General features: G+C 63.0%; 19 protein-coding genes. 3 read left to right on the top strand and 16 right to left on the bottom strand.

Going from position 1 to position 22873, the window contains the following annotated elements:
- Positions 1–67: 67 nt before the first annotated feature.
- The 4 genes from urtD to urtA form a co-directional block, all read right to left on the bottom strand.
- Entirely contained in the window at positions 68–829 is a 762-nt protein-coding gene (gene urtD, locus HNE05_RS03900; RefSeq protein WP_173203536.1) for an urea ABC transporter ATP-binding protein UrtD, read from the bottom strand.
- The gene (urtC, locus tag HNE05_RS03895; RefSeq protein WP_173203534.1) at positions 826–2004 is read right to left on the bottom strand and encodes an urea ABC transporter permease subunit UrtC; all 1179 of its coding nucleotides are present in this window, start codon (positions 2002–2004) and stop codon (positions 826–828) included. Before urtC ends, urtD begins: the two co-directional genes overlap by 4 nt.
- Before the next feature lie 11 nt (positions 2005–2015).
- Complete coding sequence (urtB, locus tag HNE05_RS03890; protein WP_173203532.1) at positions 2016–2933, bottom strand: urea ABC transporter permease subunit UrtB; 918 nt, start codon at positions 2931–2933, stop codon at positions 2016–2018.
- A 101-nt stretch (positions 2934–3034) separates the two neighbouring features.
- Positions 3035–4267 carry an urea ABC transporter substrate-binding protein gene (urtA, locus tag HNE05_RS03885; protein WP_173203531.1) on the bottom strand — a complete coding sequence of 411 codons (1233 nt, stop codon included), beginning with the start codon at positions 4265–4267 and terminating at the stop codon, positions 3035–3037.
- A 326-nt stretch (positions 4268–4593) separates the two neighbouring features.
- On the opposite strand from urtA, the gene HNE05_RS03880 reads away from it, so the two are divergent.
- The 3 genes from HNE05_RS03880 to HNE05_RS03870 all read left to right on the top strand — a co-directional run bounded on the left by HNE05_RS03880 (position 4594) and on the right by HNE05_RS03870 (position 10108).
- On the top strand, positions 4594–7992 hold the full coding sequence (locus tag HNE05_RS03880; RefSeq protein ID WP_173203530.1) for a response regulator: 3399 nt from the start codon (positions 4594–4596) through the stop codon (positions 7990–7992).
- Positions 7967–8665, top strand: coding sequence for a response regulator (locus HNE05_RS03875; protein ID WP_173203529.1), 699 nt, complete (start codon positions 7967–7969; stop codon positions 8663–8665). The genes HNE05_RS03880 and HNE05_RS03875 overlap by 26 nt, the downstream gene beginning before the upstream one ends.
- Before the next feature lie 213 nt (positions 8666–8878).
- Positions 8879–10108, top strand: coding sequence for a DUF3422 domain-containing protein (locus tag HNE05_RS03870; RefSeq protein ID WP_173203528.1), 1230 nt, complete (start codon positions 8879–8881; stop codon positions 10106–10108).
- Positions 10109–10250: 142 nt separating this feature from the next.
- On the opposite strand, the gene HNE05_RS03865 is transcribed toward HNE05_RS03870, so the two are convergent.
- The 12 genes from HNE05_RS03865 to HNE05_RS03810 all read right to left on the bottom strand — a co-directional run bounded on the left by HNE05_RS03865 (position 10251) and on the right by HNE05_RS03810 (position 22809).
- Positions 10251–11483 carry an EAL domain-containing response regulator gene (locus HNE05_RS03865; protein ID WP_173203527.1) on the bottom strand — a complete coding sequence of 411 codons (1233 nt, stop codon included), beginning with the start codon at positions 11481–11483 and terminating at the stop codon, positions 10251–10253.
- 13 nt (positions 11484–11496) lie between these two features.
- A complete protein-coding gene (locus HNE05_RS03860) occupies positions 11497–12561 on the bottom strand; it encodes a protein-glutamate methylesterase/protein-glutamine glutaminase (protein ID WP_173203526.1) in 1065 nt (354 codons plus the stop codon).
- Entirely contained in the window at positions 12561–13064 is a 504-nt protein-coding gene (locus HNE05_RS03855) for a chemotaxis protein CheD (protein ID WP_173203525.1), read from the bottom strand. Before HNE05_RS03855 ends, HNE05_RS03860 begins: the two co-directional genes overlap by 1 nt.
- Positions 13061–13903, bottom strand: coding sequence for a CheR family methyltransferase (locus HNE05_RS03850; protein WP_240008813.1), 843 nt, complete (start codon positions 13901–13903; stop codon positions 13061–13063). Before HNE05_RS03850 ends, HNE05_RS03855 begins: the two co-directional genes overlap by 4 nt.
- 7 nt (positions 13904–13910) lie before the next feature.
- Positions 13911–14423: a chemotaxis protein CheW gene (locus HNE05_RS03845; protein WP_219637224.1), complete on the bottom strand. Its 513-nt coding sequence runs from the start codon at positions 14421–14423 to the stop codon at positions 13911–13913.
- A gap of 32 nt (positions 14424–14455) precedes the next feature.
- On the bottom strand, positions 14456–16111 hold the full coding sequence (locus HNE05_RS03840) for a methyl-accepting chemotaxis protein (RefSeq protein ID WP_173203521.1): 1656 nt from the start codon (positions 16109–16111) through the stop codon (positions 14456–14458).
- 14 nt (positions 16112–16125) lie between these two features.
- Positions 16126–18363, bottom strand: a complete 2238-nt coding sequence (locus HNE05_RS03835; protein WP_173203519.1) for a chemotaxis protein CheA — start codon at positions 18361–18363, stop codon at positions 16126–16128.
- Positions 18360–18698, bottom strand: coding sequence for an STAS domain-containing protein (locus tag HNE05_RS03830; protein WP_173203517.1), 339 nt, complete (start codon positions 18696–18698; stop codon positions 18360–18362). Before HNE05_RS03830 ends, HNE05_RS03835 begins: the two co-directional genes overlap by 4 nt.
- Before the next feature lie 11 nt (positions 18699–18709).
- Positions 18710–19078: a response regulator gene (locus HNE05_RS03825; RefSeq protein ID WP_173203515.1), complete on the bottom strand. Its 369-nt coding sequence runs from the start codon at positions 19076–19078 to the stop codon at positions 18710–18712.
- A 28-nt stretch (positions 19079–19106) separates the two neighbouring features.
- Complete coding sequence (locus tag HNE05_RS03820; protein ID WP_173203513.1) at positions 19107–20237, bottom strand: methyl-accepting chemotaxis protein; 1131 nt, start codon at positions 20235–20237, stop codon at positions 19107–19109.
- A 256-nt stretch (positions 20238–20493) separates the two neighbouring features.
- Positions 20494–21135, bottom strand: a complete 642-nt coding sequence (locus HNE05_RS03815; RefSeq protein WP_173203511.1) for a response regulator — start codon at positions 21133–21135, stop codon at positions 20494–20496.
- Between the two features lie 405 nt (positions 21136–21540).
- Entirely contained in the window at positions 21541–22809 is a 1269-nt protein-coding gene (locus HNE05_RS03810; protein ID WP_173203509.1) for a cyanophycinase, read from the bottom strand.
- Positions 22810–22873 lie beyond the last annotated feature (64 nt).

Genomic DNA, 22873 nt, shown 5'->3' with positions numbered 1-22873 from the left:
CGGGGCTAGCGATCAGCGGCCAAATAGCGGGTTGATCGCCAGCAAGCTGGCTCCTACGAAAAGCACCTCAATGCCCGAGGTACACCTCGATGACCTTGGGATTGCTCTGCACCGCCTCCATGCTGCCCTCGGCCAGCACCTTGCCCTGGTGCAGCACCGTGACCTTGTGCGCGATGCTTTTGACGAATTCCATGTCGTGCTCGATCACCAGCACCGAACGGCCCTTGCTGATGCGCTTGAGCAGCTCGGCGGTCTGCATGCGCTCGTTGACGCTCATGCCCGCCACCGGCTCGTCGAGCATCAGCAGCGCCGGGTCCTGCATCAGCAGCATGCCGATCTCCAGCCATTGCTTCTGGCCGTGAGACAGCAGGTCGGCCTGCAGGTAGAGGTTGTCGGTGAGCATGATCTCCGCCGCAATCTGCTCGACCCGCGCAATCACCTCGGCGCTGCGTTTGAAGAACAGCGCGCCAAATACCTTGCGCCCCTTGGGGTAGGACATTTCCAGGTTCTCGAATACCGTGAGGTTTTCGTAGATCGAGGGGTTCTGGAACTTGCGCCCGACGCCGGCACGGACGATGTCGAACTCACGCATCTTGGTCAGCTCACGGTTCTCGAACTGGATGCTGCCGGCGGTGGCTTTGGTCTTGCCGCAGATCAGGTCAAGCACCGTGGTCTTGCCGGCGCCGTTAGGGCCGATCACCACCCGCACTTCGTTGCGGTCGATATACAGGTTGAGATCATCCACCGCCTTGAAACCATCGAACGACACGGTCAGGCCCTCGATGGCCAGCACCGGTTTGGGCATCTGAAATCCACTTGGCTGACTCATGGGGTGGTCTCCAGTTGTTTAGCTTCAGGGGCAGGTGCTGGAGCCGGGCTAACGGCCGCGACCGGGGCCACGGATTTGCGCTCAAAACGTTGCAGCAACTTTTCCAGGTGCTTGCGCCCGTGGCTTTCCCAGACGCCGGCGAGGCCGTTGGGGAAGTACATGACCACGGCGATAAACAGCCCGCCCATCAGGTACAGCCACAGCTCGGGAAAGGTTTCGGAAAAGTAGGTCTTGCCGTAGTTGACCAGCAGCGCGCCGTACACCGCGCCGAGCAGCGACATGCGCCCGCCGACGGCGGCGAAGATCACCATCTCGATCGACGGCACGATGCCGACGAAGCTCGGCGACATAAAGCCCACCTGCAAGGCGAACATCGCCCCGCCGATAGCAGAGAACGCCGCCGCCACGCAGAACACGAAAATCTTGAAGCTGGCCACGTCGTAGCCGGAGAAGCGCACCCGCTCTTCCTTGTCGCGCATCGCCATCAGCAGGCGGCCGAGCTTGGAGGCGAGGATGAAGCGGCCGATCAGGATGCAGCCAAACAGCAGGAAGGCATTGATGAAGTAGAGGATCAGCTTCGAGCTGTCGTCGCGGATGTCCCAGCCCATCAGGGTTTTCAGATCGGTGATGCCGTTGACCCCACCGGTGAGGCCCTGCTGGCCGATGATCAGCACCGTGAGGATCAATGCAATCGCCTGGGTGACGATGGAGAAGTACACGTCGCCCACGCGGCGCTTGAACATCGCCACACCGATCACCAGCGCCAGGATCACCGGCACCGCGATCACCGCCAGCAGGGTGAAGCCGAAGCTGTGGAACGGCTGCCAGAGCAGCGGCAGTTCGGTGATCTGGTTCCAGTCCATGAAATCCGGAATGCCGGGGGTGGACTGGATCTTGGTGCTTTCCGGGTCGCTGGCTTCGAGCTTGAGGAACATCGCCATGCAGTAACCGCCGAGGCCGAAGAACACGCCCTGGCCGAGGCTGAGAATGCCGCCGTAGCCCCAGCACAGCACCAGGCCCACGGCGACAAAGGCGTAGGTCAGGTACTTGCCGACCATGTTCAAGCGAAAGGCATCCAGCGCCAGCGGGAACACCACCAGGATCAATGTGGCCAGCACCGCCAGGCCAATCGCGCCCTGCTTGCCGCCGAGAAACTTATCGAGTGTCGGGTTCATGGGACGGCTCCTTACTTGCGCACTTTGATGGAGAACAGCCCTTGCGGACGCAGCATCAGAATCAGGATCACCGCCGACAGGGTGAACACCTTGGCCATCGAACCGCTCATGAAGAACTCCATCAGCGACTGCGCCTGGGCGATGCTGAAGGCCGAAGCGATGGTGCCGAGCAGGCTCGACGCGCCGCCGAACACCACCACCAGGAAGGTGTCGACGATGTACAGGGAACCGGCAGTCGGGCCGGTCGAGCCGATGGTGGTGAAGGCCGCGCCCGCCACCCCGGCCACGCCGCAGCCGAGGGCAAAGGTCATGCGGTCGACCTTCTTGGTATTGATCCCCACGGCGCGGCTCATCACCCGGTTCTGCACCGTGGCGCGCACCTGCAGGCCCCAGCGCGAGCGGTAGAGCATGAGGAAGATCATGGCGGTGATCAGCACCGTCAGGCCCATGACGAACAGGCCGTTACGCGGAATGTCGATGGCTTCGGTGGGGTTCCACGAGCCCATCAGCCACTCGGGCAGGGTGGCGCTGACTTCGCGGGCGCCGAAGATCGAGCGGAAGGCCTGCTGCATCACCAGCGACAGGCCCCAGGTGGCCAGCAGGGTATCCAGCGGGCGCTGGTAGAGCTTGCTGATCATCGCCCACTCCACCAGCCAGCCAATCGCGCCGGCGATAAAAAACGACAGCACGATGGCGAGAAAAAAGTAGTACGGGCCGAAAAACGGCGCGTATTGCTCGGTCAGCACCGAAACCACAAAAGTGGTGTAGGCGCCGATGGTGAGGAACTCACCGTGGGCCATGTTGATCACGCCCATCTGGCCGAAGATGATCGCCAGCCCCAGGGCCATCAGCAGCAGGACGCAGAACACGGACAAACCGTTGAAGCCCTGCATGGCCGCGATGGCACCAAATTCCGATAGCCATTCCATGATGATGGTCCCCAGAAGAGAAGAGAAAACCCCGTAGGAGCCGGCCTGCCGGCGATCCATTCATCGCCAGCAGGCTGGCTCCTACAGGTGGTCGACAGCGCTTACTGGTAGCCCTTGGGGAAAGGATTCGGCTCGATCAGGTCGGACTCGAACACCACCTTGAACTGGCCGTCAGCCTGCACCTGGCCGATGCGGGTCTTGCTCCACAGGTGATGGTTGCCATGCACCTTGACGTAGCTCTCTGGCGCGGTGGCCAGCTCGATGCCCGGGGAGGCTGCAGCGACCTTGTCGACATCGAAGCTGCCGGCCTTCTCGACGGCGGCTTTCCACAGCCAGGGCCCGAGGTAGGCGGCCTGGGTCACGTCACCGATCACTGCATCCTTGCCGTACTTGGCCTTGAAGGCTTCAACGAAGGCTTTGTTGTTCGGGTTGTCGAGGCTCTGGAAGTACTTCATGGAGGCGTAGAAACCGTCCATGTTCTCGCCGCCAATGCCGAGCAGTTCATCCTCGGTGACCGACAGGGTCAGCAGGTTCTGCTTGGCGCTGGTCACGCCAGCAGCTTTCATCTGCTTGTAGAAGGCCACGTTGGAACCACCGACCACCGCGGTGAAGACCACATCAGGCTTCTTCAGCTTGACCTTGTTGATCAGCGAGCCGAACTGGGTGTTGCCCAGCGGGTAGTACTCCTCGCCCACCACCTTGCCGCCGAGCACGTTTTCGATGTGCTTGCGGGCGATCTTCATCGAGGTGCGCGGCCAGATGTAGTCCGAGCCAATCAGGTAGTAGGTCTTGGCGCCCTTCTCCTTGGCGATCCAGTCGAGACCGGCAAGGATCTGCTGGGTGGCTTCCTGGCCGGTGTAGATGACGTTCTTCGACTGCTCCAGGCCTTCATAGAAGGTCGGGTAGTAGAGCAGGCCGTTTTCCTTCTCGAACACCGGCAGCACCGCCTTGCGCGAGGCCGAAGTCCAGCAGCCGAACACGGCGGCGACCTTGTCGCCAACCAGCAGCTTCTTGGCTTTTTCGGCGAAGGTCGGCCAGTCGGAGGCGCCGTCTTCCTGGATGATCTTGATCTGCCGGCCGAGGATGCCGCCGCCGGCATTGATCTGCTCGATGGCCAGGCGCTCGGCCTGAATCGAACCGGTTTCGGAAATGGCCATGGTGCCGGTGGCCGAGTGCAGCTGACCGACCGTGACTTCGGTGTCGGTGACAGCAAGTCCGGTGGTGTTGACCTCGGCCGCCACGGCCATCTGGCCGAACACGGTGGCCGCCAGCAGCGAGAGTGCCGCAGCACCCAACGCTAGCCGACGAGGGAGAAAGCGAGTCGGTGAATCCATGGTCATGCTCCTCTGGGTGGTTTTCCTCCCCGGCCAGCCCTGCGGCTGTCAGTTCGGTTCGCCACCAGCATGCGTTTGCCACCGACGCGGGCGGTATACGCAGCTTGACGTAACGGCATACGTCATCTGACGTACTGCCCAACGCCCCACACTGGTGCAAGCTCGCGCCCGAGCACCCGCCCGCTCGCGCTTACCGTAGGAGCCAGCTTGCTGGCGATCCGCATTGCAGGCAGCCGCGTGATCGCCAGCAAGCTGGCTCCTAGGGTCGGGGCATGGTTGTTGCTACTTCGTCGTATCCCTCGCCCCGACTCCCAGGAATCACCGCTGTGCAACCAACCGGCACCCAGCGCATCGTCAAGATCCGCCGCGACTACAACAGCTGGGTCGCCGACGAGACCATGGAAGACTACGCCCTGCGTTTCACTCCCAAGTCGTTTCGCAAATGGTCGGAACTGCGCATCGCCAACACGGCCCTGAGTGCGGTGTCGTTTCTCGCCCTGGAGGCCATCGGCGGCGCCCTGGCGCTGAGTTACGGTTTTACCAACACGTTGTGGGCCATCCTCGCGGTGAGCCTGGTGATCTTCCTCACCGGCCTGCCGATCAGCTACTACGCGGCGCGCTATGGCGTGGACATGGACCTGCTGACCCGCGGCGCCGGCTTCGGTTATATCGGCTCGACCATCACCTCGCTGATCTACGCCAGCTTCACCTTCCTGTTCTTCGCCCTCGAAGCGGCGATCATGGCCCTGGCCCTGGAGTTGTACTTCAACACTCCGCTGGCGCTGGCCTATGTCATCTGTTCGCTGATCGTCATCCCGCTGGTGGCCTACGGCATCACCCTGATCAACCGCTTGCAGATGTGGAGCCAGCCGCTGTGGCTGTTCCTGCTGTTGTTGCCGTACGTGTTCGTGATCGGCAAGAACCCCGAGGCATTCAGCGACTGGACCAGCTTCGCCGGGCGCGAGGGCGATGGCGGCGCCTTCAACCTGCTGCACTTCGGCGCGGCCTGCACCGTGGCCCTGGCGCTGGTCACGCAGATTGGCGAACAGGTCGACTACCTGCGTTTTCTGCCGGAAAAAACCCGGCGCAATCGCACCCGCTGGTGGGCCGCCCTGCTGATGGCCGGGCCCGGCTGGATCATCCCCGGCGCGCTGAAAATGCTCGCCGGCGCCTTCCTGGCCTTTCTCGCCCTGCAGCATGAAATTCCCATGGAGCGCGCCGCCGAGCCAACGCAGATGTACCTGGTGGCGTTCACCTATGTGTTCAGTTCACCGGAGTGGGCGCTGGCGGCCATGGTGCTGTTCGTGATCGTCAGCCAGGTGAAGATCAACCTGACCAACGCCTACGCCGGCTCGCTGGCCTGGTCGAACTTCTTCGCCCGCGTCACCCACAGCCACCCCGGCCGCGTGGTGTGGCTGGTGTTCAACGTGGCCATCGCCCTGATCCTGATGGAGTTGGGGGTGTTCCAGGCGATCGAGGAAGTGCTCGGCCTGTATGCCAATATCGCCATCGCCTGGATTGGTGCGGTGGTCGCCGACCTGGTGATCAACAAGCCGCTGGGGCTGTCGCCCAAGCACATCGAATTCAAACGCGCGCATCTGTACGACATCAACCCGGTGGGGGTGGGCGCCATGCTCATCGCCTCACTGCTCTCGGTGCTGGCCCACGGCGGCCTGTTCGGCCAACTGGCGCAAGCCGCCTCGCCCGTCGTCGCGCTGGGCTCGGCCCTGCTGCTCGCGCCCCTGATTGCCTGGCTGACCAACGGCCGCTACTACCTGGCGCGCAGCAGCGACCCGCTGTTGCTCTACCCGCTTGGCGTGACCACCACCGCACAATGCGGCCTGTGCAGCAATGCCTTTGAAAGCGAAGACATGGCCTTCTGCCCGGCCTACAGCACGCCCATTTGCTCGCTGTGCTGCTCGCTCGACGCCCGCTGTGGCGATGCCTGCAAACCGCGGGCACGGCTGGCCGAACAACTCGATGACTTTATCCACTGGCTGTTCCCGCAGGTGTCGATACCGCGCCTGCACAGCCGCCTGGCCCAGTATCTGGGCCTGCTGACGGTGCTGGTGGCGCTGCTGTTCGTCGCCCTGGCGCTGATTTACAGCCAGGTGTCGCAGGGGCTGGTGGCGCAATCGCCGCAGGCGCAGGACACCCTCTACCTGGCCTTCCTCAAAGCCTTTATGACCCTCTCGCTGTTCGCCGCGATCCTCGCCTGGTGGGTGGTGCTGACCCGCGAAAGCCGCCGGGTGGCCCAGGAAGAATCCGACCGCCAGACCCAACTGCTGATGCAGGAAATCGAGGCCCACCGCAAAACCGACGAAGCCCTGCAGAAAGCCAAGGAAGCCAGCGAAGCCGCCAACGCGGCCAAGAGCCGCTACGTCACCGGCCTGTCCCACGAGCTGCGCACGCCGCTCAACAGCATCCTCGGCTATACGCAGATTCTGCAGCGCGACGCCGGCATGCCGGGGCAGCATCAGGACGCCCTGGCCACCATTTTTCGCAGCGGTTCGCACCTGCTGTCGCTGATTGACGGGCTGCTCGATGTGGCCAAGATCGAGGCCGGCAAGCTCAACCTGGAACTCTCGGAAATCCCCTTCCCCGAATTTATCCACCAGCTCGAACGCATGTTCAGCCCGCAGGCCGAAGAGAAGGGCCTGCGCTTTCGCCTGGACACCAACGGGCGCATGCCAGCAGTGGTACGCGGCGACGAGAAGCGCGTGCGGCAGATTCTGATCAACCTGCTGGGCAATGCGGTGCGCTTTACCGACAGCGGCGAAGTCTGTCTGCGCGTCAGCTACCTGCGGGAAACCGCCAGCTTCGAGATCCTCGACACCGGCATCGGTATCGACCCGGAGCAGATCGAACGGATCTTCCAGCCGTTCGAGCGCGGCGATCTGATGCGCCAGGACAACGGCGTCGGCCTCGGCCTGACCATCACGCGCATGCTCACCTCATTGATGGGCGGCGAGCTGTCGGTGAAAAGCGTGCTGGATCAGGGCACCAGCTTCCAGGTGCGCCTGTTCCTCTCCGAGGTGCGCGTGCCGCAGGCGGTGGTGCATGTGGAGCACGACATCATCGGCTACCAGGGCCCGCGCCGGCTGATTCTGGTGGTCGACGACCATATCGAACATCGCCGCGTATTGGCCGGCATGCTCGAACCGCTGGGCTTCACCATCGCCCAGGCCGCCAGCGGTCAGGAAGCGATTCGTCAGGCCGCCCTGCTGCACCCCGACCTGATCCTGATGGACCTGTCGATGCCGCAGATGGACGGCTGGGAAACCAGCCGGCTGATTCGCCGCAACGCCCAGAGTCAGGCGCCGATCATCGTGATCTCCGCCAACGCCTTTGCCGATGACCGTGAGCGCAGCGTAAGCGCCGACTGCAACGACTACCTGGCCAAGCCGGTACACACGCCGGAACTGCTCGAACGCATCCAGAAGCAACTGGATTTGCACTGGCTGCGGCGCACCGCGCCGCTACCTGCGCCGACACTCGCACCCCTGGTGCTGCCCAGTGCCAGCGATCTGGATGCACTGCGCGAGCTCGGGGCCATGGGCTATATCCGCGGCATTCAGGAGAAACTCGACGCCATTGATCGGCTGACACCCGCCAGCACCGGCTTCACCGCGCCCCTGCGCGCCCTGGTGAAAAGCTACCGCCTGGACGAATTCAACCGCCAACTCAAGGAGGCCGAGCATGAACGTGCTGCCCCATCCCTCTGAGCCTCACACCCGCGCGGCCGAGCGCGGGGTGATCCTGATCGTCGACGACACCCCGGACAACCTGGCCCTGCTTTCCGACGCCCTCGATGAAGTGGGCTATATGGTGCTGGTGGCCCTGGATGGCCTGAGCGCGCTGAGCCGCATCCAGCGCCGGCGCCCGGACCTGATCCTGCTCGACGCGATGATGCCAGGACTGGACGGCTTCGAGACCTGCCAGCGGATCAAGGCCGACGCTGCTACCGCCGATATTCCGGTGCTGTTCATGACCGCCCTGACCGACAGCGAGCACGTGGTCAAAGGCTTCGCCGCCGGCGGCATCGACTATGTGACCAAGCCGATCAACACCGAGGAAGTCCTCGCCCGCGTGGCCTCGCACCTGCGCACCGCGCGCATCCTGCAAACGGCGCGCGCCGCCAGCCAGGCGCAGCCGCTGACGCTCAACGACGAGCCGGCCTACGCCACGCTATCGGCGCGTTTTCAGCTCACCGAACGGGAAGTGGAAGTGCTGCGCTGGGTGGCCTGCGGCAAGACCAACCGCGACATCGGCGACATCCTCGGCCTCAGCCCGCGCACGGTGAACAAACACCTGGAACACGTCTACGTGAAGCTAGGCGTGGAAACCCGCACCGCCGCCACCTCAGTCGCGCTATCGGCCATGACAGAGCGGGCGTGAAAGCCCCGCACCTGTAGGAGCCAGCTTGCTGGCGATCTGGCAGCCTGCACGGGCCTGGATCGCCAGCAAGCTGGCTCCTACAAGAGCATCAAGCAGCCTGCGCTGACATACGGGCCCCTCCGTCCCGGCGCACAGCCCCACCAGACCAATGTGACCAGGCAGTCACAAAACCGCGTCACCCAGAAACCTCCCTTTCTGGCCCTCCCTTTCACCATGCATCCTTTACGCAAAACCCTGCACAACGAACTGCACGCGCGGCCCTCGATCTATTTTCGCGAGCCTTCGCACGTCTATCACCTGGCCTTCGTCGATGCCGAACTGGCCTGCGACGAACTGATCGAACAACTGGGCCAGCTGGCCAGCGACGTGCTGCCGAGCAACGGCGTGCAGGGTCTGCTGCGCCTGGGTGATGACACCCTCAAGTGGGAACGCCACAGCGAGTTCTTCACCCTCACCCTGGTGGTGCCACGCCCGCCCCAAGGCGAAGCCTGGCCGCCGCTACCCGCGTCACTGGCCAGTCTGATCGAACCCCATCGCCCCGCGCTGATCAGCGCCGTGCAGGTGCTGGTGGAAGCCGAGCGGGACTGGGCCGGTGACGCCACCCTGTATGGCTTCAAAGACCCGGCCGGCTCCCATCTGGGCAGTGGTGACGCCACCGCCTGGTCGGATTTCTGCCTCGACGAGCACGGCATCAACCGCATGCTGCTGGTCAACCGCCAGCTCAATGCCTATCGCCTGGGGCGCATGATCCGCCGTCTGCTGGAGATCGAGACCTACCGCATGATGGCCTCGCTGACCCTGCCGGTGGCGCAGCAGGTCAGCCAGCAGTTGAAAGACTACGACCGCGAGCTGGCCAGCCTGTCCGATCGCAATGCCGAGGGCCGCGACAGCGCCAAGGTACTCTCCGCCGCCATCGCCCAGCTGTCGGCGCGCATCGTGCGCAGCACCGCGCGCACCCGTCAGCGCTTCGGCGCCGCCGAGGCCTATGCGCAGATCGTCTTCGAGCGCATTGCCGAACTGCGCGAAAGCCATGTCGACGACTGCCAGCGCCTGGGCGTATTCATCGAGCGCCGCTTCCGCCCGACCGTGCGCTACTGCGCTGCCACCGACCAGCGCCTGGTGCGCCTTGGGCAGAGCGTGGCCAACCTCGGCGACCTGCTGCAGGCACGGGTACAGGTGGAAGTGGAGGAGCAGAACTCGGCCATCCTGCGCAGCCTGAATGCCCGCGCCGATACGCAAATCCGCATTCAGAAGGCGGTCGAGGGCCTCTCGATCATCGCCATCAGTTACTACCTGCTAAGCCTGTTCAAGCTGCTGTATGAAGGCCTGCACGGCATCGGCCTGGAGATCCCGGTGAAGACCGCGATGCTCGGCATGGGCCCGCTGGCCCTGCTGATCCTGTGCGCCATCATGCTGCGCATCCGCCAGGCCCGGGCGCACTGACGGCGCCAGCAGGCGGCGAAAACCTCGCGGGGAAACAGTACAGGGACGGCGCCGCACTCTGCTTGTGTAGCAGCGATGCCCTCTAGCTGAGAGCATCGCGGCTAAAGCCACTTCTACATAAACGCCTGGCAACCCGAGGGCTCTACTCAACGGCGATGCCCAGCAGCTGGACGCGTTCGCGGTTGGCCCGCCACCAGGGCAGCAAGGCTTCACCGGGCATCGGCTTGGCCACGAAGTAGCCTTGCGCCTCGCCACAGCCGAGGTTGCGCAGCAACAGCCAGTCCTCGCGGGTTTCCACGCCTTCGGCCACCACGTGCAGGTTGAGCTTGCGGGCGATATCCAGGGCGCTCTCCAGGAGGATACGCAGGTGCAGGCTCTGGCTCGCACCATTGACGAAGGCGCGATCCACCTTCAATTCCGAACAGGGCACCCGAGACAATTGCAGCATGCAGGAGAAGCCGGTGCCGTAGTCGTCCACCGACAGGCCGAAGCCTTTCAGGCGCAGGCGCGCCAGGGTACCCAGGGTGATGCCGAGATCGACCATGATGGCGCTCTCGGTGATCTCCAGAATCACATGATGAGTCGGGATGCCACTGGCCATGACCCGTTCGATGATCGCATCGGCCAGTTTGGAGTCCGCCAGGGAGCGGGCCGATACGTTGATCGAAAAGTTCAGCGGTAGGCCGGCGTCATGCCAGCGCCGGCAGTGCTGCAACGACATATCGAGCATCTGCAGGGTAACTTCGGAAATGTATTGGCTGCGCTCGACCATTTCGATGAAATGCACGGGGGCGAGCAGGCCATGCTGCGGATGCTGCCAGCGGATCAGGGCCTCGACGCCCTTGAGCTGACCATCGAGCAGGCTCACCTTGGGCTGGAAGTAGGCGACAAACTCGCCCTCGCGCAGGGCACGCTGGATATCCTGCTCGTCCAGCTGCGGCCCAGCCACCTGGGAGTCGTTATGCTCCGCACGCTGCTGCACAACGGAAAAGCGACTCAGGCTGGAAGCCAGCTGCTCGAACAGCACAGGTTTCTGCAGCACCCCCAGCAGGCGCAAGCCCAGACTCTTACCCATGCTTTCGACCACATTGAGCAACACGCTTTCGCGTGCGCTGGCCACTATCACAGCCGGGTCGAGCCGCAACCGCGCCATCTCGTGGAGCACTTCCACGCCATCCATACCAGGCATTTCCAGGTCGAGGATAATGGCCTCGATCTGTGGGTTGGTCTTCAACTGAGCCACCGCATCGTGGCCATCCACGGCCTGCAATACATGGGGAATGCCCATGTCGCTACACAACTCAGCCATGAACTGACGCTGCAGTTCGCTGTCATCGATCACCAGCAGGTGCTGGGGCAATCTGTTCGGAATCATTGCAATCGCCTCTTCATCGCCAGCTCATCACTACCCTGGGAATTTCGTCCAGCGCGACAATCTCCTCCACGCCCCCCAACTTGATAGCCTCTTTTGGCATACCGAACACCACACAACTTTCTTCGTCCTGGGCAAAGGTTCGCGCGCCGGCTTCATGCAACTCCTTGAGGCCTCGCGCGCCATCGTCGCCCATGCCGGTCATGATCACCGCCAGGGCATTGCGCCCAGCCTGCACCGCCGCGGAGCGGAACAACACATCGACTGACGGGCGGTGACGACTGACCAACGGACCATCCTTGACCTCCACGAAATACTGCCCTCCGCTGCGTTTGATCAGCATATGTCGACCACCCGGTGCGATCAGCGCCCGCCCTGGCAGCATGCGGTCACCGTCCTGGGCCTCACGAACCTCGATGGCACAGAGCGAATCGAGACGCTCGGCGAAACTGCGGGTAAATTTTTCCGGCATGTGTTGGACAATGGCGATAGCTGGACTGTTCGCCGGCAATTCGCACAGTACCGCCTCCAACGCCTGGGTGCCGCCGGTTGAGGTCCCCAGCAGCACGATCTTCTCGGTGGTGCGCTGATTCAGCAGGCCGCTGCTACTCGGTAAATTGACCAGCACGTCGGCGCTGAGCTTCTCTTCTTTCTTCAGCGTAGTCGGCACGCTGGGCTTGACCCGCGCCCTGGCCGCCGTGCGAATGGCGGTGAGCATTTCCTGAGCACTGTCCTTGAGGAAGTCGCGCAGGCCCATGGTCGGCTTGGTGATGACTTCCACCGCCCCGGCAGACAAGGCCTGCAGGGTGATATCGGCGCCCTTTTCGGTCAGGGTCGAGCAGATCACCACCGGCGTCGGCCGGGTCGCCATGATCTGGCGCAGGAAGGTGATGCCATCCATGCGCGGCATTTCCACATCGAGCAGGATCACATCCGGCCAGACCGTCTGCATTTTCTGCAAGGCCAGCAACGGATCCATGGCCGCGCCGACCACTTCAATATCCTTGTGCGGCGCCAGCAGCTGCTGCATCACTTCGCGCATCACCGCCGAGTCATCGACAATCATTACCTTGATGGTCATTACTGCATTTCCTCGAGCGCCTTGAGACTCATCACCCCACCACGACGCACCCAAACTTCACCGGTGGCCAGATCGAAACGCACATAGCGATATCCGTCACCGCCCAAATCGCGCCCGACCACCCGCAGACCGGCCTCCTCCATCAGCCCTTCGACGAACTCGATGTTTTGCACACCAATTTCCTGGCGCGAGGAGGCGCCGGGCGTGGCCAGAGTGCGCGAACCACCGAATAGCTTGGCTTCCGCGTCACCCAGTTGCAGGGCATGCGCGCGGGCCTGCTGCTTGAGCCACATCCAGGCTTCGCCGCCATAACGGCCGTCCAGATCGCGCGCATGCTCGGTAACCCGGCGCTTGCCCGGCAGCTGGAAGTGGCACATGCCACCTTTACGCACTGCAGGGAACCACAGCACGATCGAGACACAAGGCCCAAGCAGGGTTTCCACGCGCAGATCACCCCCGCCGAAATACCAGTCGCCGGGATTAAGAAAGCGCTTTCCGCTCATCGCGCCACCTTGCGGTAGATCGACGAGCTGACCAACTCCAGCGGCTGCTGAGTGTCGTGCAGCGCCTCTGAGTGTCCGACCATCAGAAAACCACCGGGTTTGAGGCGGTCGACCACATTTTTCAGCACCTGATGCTTGGTCGGTACATCGAAGTAGATCAGTACATTGCGCAGCAGGATCAGGTCGAACTGGCCCAGTTCCGGCACCGGCTTGGTCAGGTTGCCCGGGCGGAACTCAACCCGCTCGCGCAAGGCTGGTTCCACCAGGAAGTAACCTTCATAGCGATCCCGTCCACGCAGGCAGTAACGCTTCAGATAGTGCGCCGGGATTTTCTCGCCACGCGCCATGACATACAGGCCCCGGCGGGCATCGGCCAACACCTGCTGGCTGACATCGGTGCCTACCACGCTCCAGGGACGATTCGCCCTGCCGGTATCCAGCAGCATGGCCAGGGTATAGGCCTCCTCGCCGGTGGAGCTGGCCGCGCTCCACACCCGGAAATCTGGCTGCGTCGCCACCGCCGGCATGATCGTCTGCTGGAGGAAGTCGAAGTGCTTGGGCTCGCGGAAGAAGTAGGTTTCATGGGTGGTAATCAGATCGATTGCCACCTCCAGCTCTGCCGCGCCCTGCGAGGAGATCAGGTGCTGGTAGTACTGTTTGTAGCTGTGCATGCGCAAGGCACCCAGGCGCTTGGACAGGCGCCCGCAGATCAGCGGTTTCTTCACCGGTGGCAGCTGGATACCCACACGGTCGTAAAACAGCTGTTGCAGCAGGCGAAACTCCGCCTCGCTCAGCACGATATCCAGCCCAGATTTCATCGCCACACCGCCGTCAGCCATCACCTACTCACACCGCCGCCTGATCAAGAGTGCCGACCAGATCCGCCAGCTCATCGAGTGACAGCACCTGGGGAATATCCAGAACGATGATGAACTGCTCGTTCTGCTTGAGGATGCCGGCGATAAAGTCGGCGCGGATACGCGCACCGAACGACGGGCGACTCTCCAACTGATGGCCTTCAACGGCCAGCACTTCATTCACCGCATCGACGATGATGCCCAGTAGCTGCAGGCTATCGGCCTGAGCCACTTCGACAATGACGATACAGGTGCGTTTGCCGATGGACGTGCGCTCGCGACCGAAACGCACGGCCAGGTCGACCACCGGCACCACCGCGCCACGCAGGTTGATCACCCCGCGCAGAAACGCCGGCATCAGCGGAATCTCGGTGAGCCCGCCGAACTCGATGATCTCGCGGATATGCTCGATCGGCAGGGCGAACAGTTCCTCACCCAGGGTCAGGGTAAGGAACTGCTGGGTCAACGGCGTCTCCACCAGAGCCGCCGGGCGGCCCTGCATATGGGCTGGCAAATTACTCATCGCACAGCCTCCTAGAAGCGGGTAAATGCCGTTTCATCGACCGACTCGTCCTGCTGCGGGCGCCGTGCCGGCATCGGAGCACGGGCTGGCGCCTTGCGCCCAGCGGGCTTGGCGGACGCGCTCGGCGCATGGCCATGACTGCGCGAGGCACCTTCGGACAGCTGGAAGAACTGGATCATCTCCTGCAACTGCACGGCCTGGCCGCTCATCTCCTCGGAGGTGGACGACAGCTCTTCGGACGCCGATGCGTTGACCTGGGTGGTCTGCGCCAACTGGGTCACCGCCAGATTGATCTGCTCCAGGCCGGTGTTCTGCTCGCGCGAGGCCGAGGAGATTTCCTGCACCAGATCCGCGGTCTTGCGAATCGACGGCACCATCTGGTCGAGCAGTTGCCCGGCACGCTCGGCCAGGGTCACGCTGTCACCGGCCACCGCACCGATTTCCTGGGCGGCCACCTGGCTGCGCTCGGCCAGCTTGCGCACTTCGGCCGCCACCACGGCGAAGCCCTTGCCATGGTCGCCAGCACGGGCGGCCTCGATGGCGGCGTTGAGCGCCAACAGGTTGGTCTGGTAGGCGATGTCGTCGATGATGCCGATCTTGCCGGCGATCTGGCGCATGGCATTGACCATCTCGCGCACCGCCACGCCGCCTTCCTCGGCGTCCTTGGACGACTGGCTGGCCATGCCGTCGGTGATCCGTGCGTTCTCGCTGTTCTGCGCCACGGTGGCGGCGATTTCCTCAACCGAAGCGCTGGTCTCCTCGACGTTGGCCGCCTGCTCGGAAGCGTTCTGGCTCAGTGCCTGAGCCGAGGCGGCGACCTGCTCGGATGCCGAGGCCAGGGAGTCGGCGGTCATCCGTACATCGCCCATGATGGCGCGCAGCTTTTCGGTCATCTGGCGCATGCTGGCCAGCAGGCTGTTGTTGTCGCCCTGGCGCAGTTGCACGTCGACGGTCAGGTCGCCGGCTGCAACGCGGCTGACCACTTCGGCGGCATAGGCCGGCTCGCCACCCAGCTGACGCACGATCACGCGTGTCACCAGCAGGCCCAGGGCCAGGGAGATGATGAAGCCGCCGATCATCAGGCCGGTCAGCAGGGTCATGATATTGCCGACGATCTGATCAGATGCGGTGTTGGTGACAGCGGCATTCCTGGCCATGATCTCCGACAACTCAGCTGCCAGGGCACGGCGCTCGTTGTAGACAGTGTTCAGCTCACCACCCACCAGCTCCAAGGCCTGCGGCTGATTGCCATTGTCGATCAGCCGCATGACCTGCTCGGTCAGCTGGTGATACTTCTCGGTGGCCGCATCCAGCTTGGGCACCACGGCCTGCTCTTCAGGGGACAAAACGGTCGCCAGGTACTTCTTGTAGCCCTCGGCGATGGCCTTGTCGCTGTCCTGGATTTTTTCCTTGATCTTCTCAGCAGCGAGCGGATCCTGCTGGGTCGCCAGCTGGTACACGCGACGGAAATTGTCGGAAACGTGGACGCGTACGTTACCGATGTCATCGATCGGCACCAGTTGGTTGTCGTAGATATCGGTCATCATGTCGTTGACCGTATTGACGCTGCGAGTACCGATGAAGCCGATAATCCCAGCGATGGTGGCAACGACCAGAAAAGCCAGAATCAGCTTGGTCGCCAGTTTCATGTTGCTGAACATAGTCATCTCCTGACGTTCCTTTAGTAGGTCGAAACTACTGCTGGGGACTCGGCCTTGAGTGGGCCATTGCTAAGATTGCCTGCCGAAACAACGGCGTGACTCGCCCGATGAATCAGCTGGGGGACATCGAGAATCAGCGCCACGCTGCCATCGCCGAGGATGGTCGAGCCGCTGAGAATCTTGTTGCGTGCAAATATCTGCCCGAGCGGCTTGATCACCGCCTGGAACTCGCCGACCAGCTCATCGACCACCACACCGGCACGACTGGCGCCGAACTGCAGCACCACCAGGCTGGCGCGCCCATCGACAGCGGTCTCCAGGCCGAACAGCTCGCGCAGGCGCACATAGGGCAGCGCCTCGCCACGCAGGTTGAACAGCTCGTGGAGGTCCTGCTGCGCCCCCAGATCGACACACTCGATGACCTGATCCAGCGGCAGGACGAACACCTCGCCGGCCACCTTGACCTGGAAGCCATCGATGATTGCCAGGGTCAGCGGCAGGCGGATGCGCACCGTGCTGCCCTGGCCGAACTCGCTGAGTACCTCGACCTCGCCACGCAGCTGTTCGATATTGCGCCGCACCACATCCATGCCCACGCCACGCCCGGACAGGTTGGTGACTTGGGCGGCGGTGGAAAAGCCTGGTTCGAAGATCAGCCGATAGACCTCGGCGTCGCTCAGTACCTGGTCAGCCTGCACCAGGCCCTTCTCGATGGCCTTGGCGAGGATCCGCTCGCGATCCAGGCCGCGGCCGTCGTCGCTGACTTCGATGACGATGCTGCCCGACTCGTGAAAGGCGTTCAGGCGCAGCAGGCCACGCGCGGTCTTGCCATACGACTGGCGGGTATCCGCCGGTTCGATGCCGTGGTCCATGGCGTTGCGCACAATATGCATCAACGGGTCGGCAAGTTTCTCCACCATGGACTTGTCCAGCTCGGTGTCGGCGCCAGTGATCAGCAGCTCGATGTCCTTGCCCAGTTCCTTGCTGATATCGCGTACCACCCGCGGGAAGCGCTGGAACACTTCGCCGATGGCGACCATGCGCAGCGACAGACTGGCGTCGCGGATATGTTCCACCAGGGTGGCCACGCCTTCGTTGGCCTCGGCCATGGCCGCCGGATCGCCCTGGCGCAAGGACAGACTGGCGGCGGCACCGGCGATCACCAGTTCACCGACCAGGTTGATCAGCTGGTCGAGCTTGCCCACTTCGACCTTGATGAATACTTGTTCCTGGCTGCGCTTTTCTTCGCTCTGCTTCTGCTTGTGCAGGGCCGCCGAGACCACCGGCGGCGCCACCAGTTGCTCCTCGACCAGCAGGGTGCCCAAGGGCGGTGCCGGTTGCCGGCCGCTGCTCTGCCGCTCCAGCACACGCTGCAGCTCGTGGGTGGTCAGTGCGCCGCTGCGCACCAGCATTTCGCCCAGGCGCCCCGGTGCTTCCGGCAGGCTGGAGATCAGCTTGATATAGGCATCGATGGCACTGTGCGGCGGCAGGATGAGCAACTGGCTGTCTTCGCGGATGAACTCGAAGGCATCCTCGATTTCCTGCTTGCTGGCGCTGGACTCGAACTCCAGCTCATAGCCCAGGTAACTGGTCTCGGCATCGAAGCCCGCGGCGTCCGGCACCTGGTCGGTCAGCGTATGGATGTAGACGATGCGCCCCAGCTTACCCAGATAGCGCAGGAACGACAGCGGGTCCATGCCGTTGCGCAGCACGTCGCTATTAGGGCGCAGGGAGATGTGCCAGAGGTCGCTGCTGACCGCCTCGCCCTCCATGACATCGACCCGCCCGGTCGCCTGTACTTCGGATACCGCAGTGCCGGCAACCAGCTCGGCGGTGGCTTCGGGGACAGACTCGGTGGCGGCAACAGCCGGCTGCAGGTATTCGTTGAGCTGTGCCAGCAGATGCGCCCGCAAACCAGGGTTGGGTTCGTTCGCTTCGCTGCGCTCTTCGACAGCGGTAAGCAGGCTGCCGATATAGTCGCCGCAGGTCAGCAACAGCGAGAGCATCGCCCCGTCGAGAATCTGCTCGCCGTTGCGCACCTCATCCAGCAGGCTTTCCACCACATGGGTGAAGTTGATCAGCGATTCCAGGCCAAACAGCCCGGCCGAGCCCTTGATGGTATGCGCGGCACGGAAAATCGCGTTGACCCGCTCGCTGTTGTAGCCGTCGTTCTCGATTTCCAGCAGCGCGTCTTCCATCGCCCCGAGCAGTTCGCGGCCTTCCTGCACCAGGGCGCCACGGGCTTGATCCAGATTCATGGGCGACCTCCGGTGGCGTCCAACGGGATGACCAGCGGATCGCCCAACTCGGCAACCAGGTTGAGCAGGTCGAGCACTTCGCGCACGCTCGGCGCGTGCTGCACGAAAGTCAGGCTGCGTTTCTGGCGCTGCGCCTCACGTTTGAGCATCAACAGTATCTGCACGCCGCTGCTGTCGAAATCCTCGACCGCGCCGAGGTCGATATCCAGCTGTTTATGGCTGTTCAGCACGCCGAGCAGCTCGTCCTTGAGCTGCGCCGCGCTATAGATATTGAACTCGCCCTGCACGGCGGCGACGTAGCGCCCCGCCTCTTCGCGACCATGGATTTCGCTCATTGCGCAACCTTTCAGGGCAGGATCAGTTTGGACACGGCATCCAGCAGCACCGGCGGCTGAAAGGGTTTGACCACCCAGGCACGCACGCCAGCGGCCTTACCCTCGGCCTTCTTTGCCTCGCCGGCCTCGGTGGTGAGCATGATCACCGGGGTGAATTTGTAGGCCGGCAGCAACTTGGCCGACTTGACGAAGGTGATGCCGTCCATGTTCGGCATGTTCACGTCGGAGACAATCAGGTTGATCTTGCGACCATCCAGCTTGCTCAGCGCGTCCTTGCCATCACAGGCTTCCACCACGTCATAGCCGGCGCCCTTGAGCGCGATGCCGACGACCTGGCGAAAGCTCGTCGAGTCGTCCACCACCAATACGGTCTTGCCCATTACGAGATTCCTGTTTCCGTTCAGATAGTCAGAAGAAAGTCACGGACGACTGCTCGACGCCCGCCGCGGCCTGCCCGCTGTGCGCGCGCTGCTGCTCCAGCGTGGTATAGCTGGACTCCAGACGCCTCAGCCAGTCGCGACTGGACGGCACCTGCTCATCGCCCATGCAGCCCTGCAGGCGCTGGATGTCGTCGGTGATATGGGAAATGATCTGGCTGACCCGATCCTGGAACTGCAGGTCGACCAATACCGCATTGACCGTGTGCTCGACCTCGCGGCTGTTGCCCTGCAGCAGCTGCAGACGCTGTTCGAGCTGGCTGACACCGGCCGCCAGCTCACTGAGTACCTGGCCGACGATATTTTCCGCCGCTTTAATAGTGTTCTGGCTGACCACATCCATCTGCTCGGCCCGCGCCACCATGGACTCCATCGAACGGCCCATGCCCTGCACCTTCTCGGTGATCTTCGCCCCGGTCTCCCCGGACATCGACGACAGCTTGCGCACCTCGTCGGCGACAACCGAGAAGCCACGCCCGGACTCGCCGGCACGCGCCGCTTCAATCGCCGCATTGAGGGCCAGCAGGTTGGTTTGCGAGGCGATCTTCGCCACGTCTTCGGCCATGCCGTGCAGCTCGCCGACGAAGCCGCTCAGTTCGCGGATCTCGACCAGGAAGCGCTGCCGCTCGTCACTGGTGTCATCGAGCATCTTCACCGCACGCGGTAACTCGACCTGGGCATGGCGCAGCACCTCGAACACCCCGGCGCCATCCTCGCCACCGCCGAGATCGAGTACCTGGTGGATCTGCTGGCTCATACCGATGAATTTCGAGGTCAGGCCTTCGGCCGCCTGGTAGGTCTGGCCATGCACCAGCTCGATATGCCGCACCCAGAGTGGCAGTACGGCATCCAGCAGCTCACGCAGCGCCACCAGGCTGGTCTGGGTCTGCGCCAGGGCCGCTGCATCTGGGTCAACAGTGGGCGCCTGGGCCACGGCCGGACTATTGAGGAACAACCACAGCCAGGCCAGCAACAGCAGAGCTACCAGCGCACCGTGCCACCAGGTAGCAGCCAGCAGCACACAGGCAAGAGGGATCAATAGAACGCCGGCAAACAGCCAGGAACGCGGGGCATGGGCGATTAGCCGCGAACTCGTGACCATCGATGATTCTCCAGGCAGCGGAAGGGGTTCGAGCGAATCCCCTTTTATTGTTATTTTTTGGCCTTGGGCCAACCCGCGCACTGCAGCAGGAAGGCCGACTCACTGGATTAACGGTAGCTGAGATTTTGGCCGGCGGCGGATGGCAAACTGCCATCGCCGTAAATTACTGCCGGAGCTTATTAAATTGGCGTCAAAATCCTTATCAGTGATTTGGCGGGCGCCCCTAGGTAGTTTTACCCATCCGATGAACGGACATTCACTCGTCCAGCTTGATGATGCCGCGGCGCAGGGCATACATCACCAGCCCCGCTAGATCGCGGATTGCCAGGCGATCCATGATCTGCGCGCGGTGGGTATCGACGGTTTTCACACTGAGGTTGAGGATAAAAGCCACTTCCTTGTTGCTCTTGCCCTTGGCCAGCCAGTACAGCACCTCCTGCTGGCGATTGGTCAGCAGCTCCAGCGGTGCGGTCTCGCCTACCCCGGCCGCAGCATCGATCACCTGCCCCGCCACCCGCGGGCTGAGGTAGCGATGACCATCGAGCACGGCCTGTAGCGCCAGTTTCAGCTCGATCACTGCGGCGTCCTTGAGCAGGTAGCCCGAGGCGCCCATCTGCATGGCCTTGATCACATAGTCGCGGGTGTCGTGCATCGACAGCAGAATCACCGGCAGCTCGGGCCAGCGCGAACGCACGACGCTCAGGGCTTCCAGACCGGAGCAGCGGCGCATGGTCAGATCGAGCAAGAGCACATCCGGACGATGCGTCTCCACCAGCGCCTCGACCTGATCGCCATCACTCCCCTCAGCGATCACCTCATAACCAGCTTCCAGCAACAGCGAGCGAATTCCAGCTCTGACCAATTCGTGATCATCGACCAATACAACCCGCGCGGGCATGTTCTCACTCCTCAGACGGGGTCTTCTGCCCCTGCAATATCGGGTACCACCTCTCCCTGGTTGGGTACGTTTCGCGTGCCGCCACTGGTTGTACCAGACGCGGCGAGGGCGGCGATCCTGCTTGATGCGGCAGATAGTGGCAATCAGCCAGTTACTGATACGCGCGCACTGGGCTTTTACGCAGTCATCATGCGCCTAAATGTCTCGACTGCCGGAAAAAGTGTGCCGCAAATCCACAAGCGCGCCAATCTGCGCGTGACCAATTCGCAGCCAAGCGGCACTTCCTGACCAACTAGTTAAATATTTTCACGAGACCTGAACGGGGCGCCGAAATGCCGGCACCCCGCGTCAGAGTGCCCGACCAGAGAGCCCGGCCAGGCAGGAGGGAAGATCAGTCAGGGAAGATCAGTTGAGGCGTATATCGACCAGCAGGCGCAGGTAGGAGGTCAGGCTCTGGCCGCCCACGGTGCCTTTGTAGCCATGGCTGTCGAACTGGGTGCTCTTGATCAGATCGACGCGATAGCGCGGGTTGGTTTCATAGGTGCGACCCAGGGTACTGGTGGAGCGACTGTTGAACAGATCGGCACTGACCTTGACGAACTCGCGCGGCTTGCGTCGACCATCGGCGCCGCTGTTGTTCGGGCTGCTGAAGATGTCGCCGGTAGCCGTCAGCGCCGCGCTGTACTGCTCACGGCCGCGCAGGCTGGTTTTGCCGCTGCCGATGACGAACTGGCCGGTCTGCGGACGGTACTTGTCACCACGGGTCAGGTAGCTGGCCAGCACGTCGTACAGGGCCCAGGTGCTGCCACTGCCCAGCTCGGCATTGCGCAGGTCGAAGACGAACACGCCGCCGGCACCGATGACTTCCATCTCGACCTGGCCGAGGCTGGCATTGTTCTGCACCAGCAGAGCGGTGTTCTCGTCCACGCCGAAGGCGAACGGCACGTTGGTGTAGTCGGCCAGACGCACGATGCGTCCCTGGCGACCGCGCTCGCTGAAGTGGGTATCCAGCAGGCCGTAGTTGAAGAAGCCGAAGCCACCCTGCGGGTCATACGCCAGGTCATCACCCGACGGCGTGGTGTAAGGCCCGTAGCGCAGTGCCTCGTAGCTCTCGCCACCGGTGACCATCGGCCCGTCGACCATGATCGCGGTGCCGGCGCTGGTACCGGCCAGCACGGCGCCGGCGTTGTACTTGGCGCGGATCGCCGCCAGCGCCGGGGTATCGGCGCGGCTGCTGGTCTGCAGCACCTGAGTCAGGCGCGACTGGTCGCCGCCACCGAAGAAGAAGCCGGTCATGCCATTGATCTGGCTGACCACCGTCGGGTTGCTGCTGTTGGCGATATTGTCCAGATCGATGGGAATCCACTGCGCATTGGCTGCGCCATAGGTGCTGCGCAACAGATTGGCGTAATACTCGCCATTGGCCCGCGAGTTGGCGGCATCGGCGGTACCGGCATCCGGGTCCTGGCTTTCCGGAATGGAAGCGGCGGTGATCACGCCGATCTTGGCCTGGCCAGTGCCGCCGGCCAGCTGGATGAAGCGCTGATAGATGGCCGCGTTGTCATCCTTGAGGCCGCCACCGACCAGCAACAGAGCACCGGCCGCTTGCCCCAGTCCGGGCAACAGGGCGATGAGTAGAACCGCGGAACGCCATACCTTCTTTCTTATCGTCATCGTGATTTCTCCGAGACGTGCAGTTGCCTGCACTGTGGCTGTGGGTTTCTGAACTGTTGTTGTG

The sequence above is a fragment of the Pseudomonas campi genome, from assembly GCF_013200955.2.
Classification (GTDB): Bacteria; Pseudomonadota; Gammaproteobacteria; order Pseudomonadales; family Pseudomonadaceae; genus Aquipseudomonas; species Aquipseudomonas campi.
This window is presented reverse-complemented; position numbering and strand designations above follow the sequence as displayed.

Bases quoted from the DNA above. Each gene is read 5' to 3' on its own strand.
- urtD (WP_173203536.1), bottom strand. From the start codon at position 829: ATGAGTCAGCCAAGTGGATTTCAGATGCCCAAACCGGTGCTGGCCATC.
- urtC (WP_173203534.1), bottom strand. From the start codon at position 2,004: ATGAACCCGACACTCGATAAGTTTCTCGGCGGCAAGCAGGGCGCGATT.
- urtB (WP_173203532.1), bottom strand. From the start codon at position 2,933: ATGGAATGGCTATCGGAATTTGGTGCCATCGCGGCCATGCAGGGCTTC.
- urtA (WP_173203531.1), bottom strand. From the start codon at position 4,267: ATGGATTCACCGACTCGCTTTCTCCCTCGTCGGCTAGCGTTGGGTGCT.
- HNE05_RS03875 (WP_173203529.1), top strand. From the start codon at position 7,967: ATGAACGTGCTGCCCCATCCCTCTGAGCCTCACACCCGCGCGGCCGAG.
- HNE05_RS03870 (WP_173203528.1), top strand. From the start codon at position 8,879: ATGCATCCTTTACGCAAAACCCTGCACAACGAACTGCACGCGCGGCCC.
- HNE05_RS03865 (WP_173203527.1), bottom strand. From the start codon at position 11,483: ATGATTCCGAACAGATTGCCCCAGCACCTGCTGGTGATCGATGACAGC.
- HNE05_RS03860 (WP_173203526.1), bottom strand. From the start codon at position 12,561: ATGACCATCAAGGTAATGATTGTCGATGACTCGGCGGTGATGCGCGAA.
- HNE05_RS03855 (WP_173203525.1), bottom strand. From the start codon at position 13,064: ATGAGCGGAAAGCGCTTTCTTAATCCCGGCGACTGGTATTTCGGCGGG.
- HNE05_RS03850 (WP_240008813.1), bottom strand. From the start codon at position 13,903: ATGGCTGACGGCGGTGTGGCGATGAAATCTGGGCTGGATATCGTGCTG.
- HNE05_RS03845 (WP_219637224.1), bottom strand. From the start codon at position 14,423: ATGCAGGGCCGCCCGGCGGCTCTGGTGGAGACGCCGTTGACCCAGCAG.
- HNE05_RS03840 (WP_173203521.1), bottom strand. From the start codon at position 16,111: ATGACTATGTTCAGCAACATGAAACTGGCGACCAAGCTGATTCTGGCT.
- HNE05_RS03835 (WP_173203519.1), bottom strand. From the start codon at position 18,363: ATGAATCTGGATCAAGCCCGTGGCGCCCTGGTGCAGGAAGGCCGCGAA.
- HNE05_RS03830 (WP_173203517.1), bottom strand. From the start codon at position 18,698: ATGAGCGAAATCCATGGTCGCGAAGAGGCGGGGCGCTACGTCGCCGCC.
- HNE05_RS03825 (WP_173203515.1), bottom strand. From the start codon at position 19,078: ATGGGCAAGACCGTATTGGTGGTGGACGACTCGACGAGCTTTCGCCAG.
- HNE05_RS03820 (WP_173203513.1), bottom strand. From the start codon at position 20,237: ATGGTCACGAGTTCGCGGCTAATCGCCCATGCCCCGCGTTCCTGGCTG.
- HNE05_RS03815 (WP_173203511.1), bottom strand. From the start codon at position 21,135: ATGCCCGCGCGGGTTGTATTGGTCGATGATCACGAATTGGTCAGAGCT.
- HNE05_RS03810 (WP_173203509.1), bottom strand. From the start codon at position 22,809: ATGACGATAAGAAAGAAGGTATGGCGTTCCGCGGTTCTACTCATCGCC.